This window comes from Vibrio sp. S234-5 (genome assembly GCF_000960595.1).
In the GTDB taxonomy this organism is placed as follows: domain Bacteria; phylum Pseudomonadota; class Gammaproteobacteria; order Enterobacterales; family Vibrionaceae; genus Vibrio.
This window is the reverse complement of the sequence record NZ_JZAM01000309.1, coordinates 1-456: the sequence shown is the minus strand read 5'-3', so window position 1 is coordinate 456 and position 456 is coordinate 1. Positions and strand designations below refer to the sequence as shown.

1 protein-coding gene is annotated in these 456 nt (G+C 40.8%); it reads right to left on the bottom strand.

Features of this window, described 5'->3' with window-relative positions:
- Positions 1–78 precede the first annotated feature (78 nt).
- Entirely contained in the window at positions 79–342 is a 264-nt protein-coding gene (locus tag UF06_RS28465; protein ID WP_045571769.1) for a hypothetical protein, read from the bottom strand.
- Between the last annotated feature and the right edge of the window lie 114 nt (positions 343–456).

Below are 456 nucleotides of genomic sequence, written 5' to 3'. Positions count from 1 at the left end.
CGTAACCACAAAAACCAACGCATAGTAAAAATGCCGCGCGTTGGCTGTCCCTCTTGAAGCGTTTGTTATGTGCCGTGGCTAATGTTTTTCACAATCCTTTTTATCTTTGAACAGATTCGTCAATGCCGTCGCTTCCGTTCTCTCTAGATCTTGATAAGCATCGAAAATGTCACCATCCTTGTACCCAAGAAGGCACAGCCCGCCTTGAATAATTAGGGTGAAAAATGACACAACTAGAATCAGAAATGGAATGACACCAAACATATCAAGAGACAGTAAAAGCGAAGACAGCGCTATAGCTACAGCTGAAATTACCAATTTAACTTTGCTACTAAAAACCATAACACCCTCTAAAATATGAATTTTTAGCCATTCTATAAGTTAATGGTTGCACATAATGTTGTTTGCTTCACAGGAAAGGCACATAACGCCCTGCTAAGGGGTGAGCAATGCACT

Bases quoted from the DNA above. Each gene is read 5' to 3' on its own strand.
- UF06_RS28465 (WP_045571769.1), bottom strand. From the start codon at position 342: ATGGTTTTTAGTAGCAAAGTTAAATTGGTAATTTCAGCTGTAGCTATA.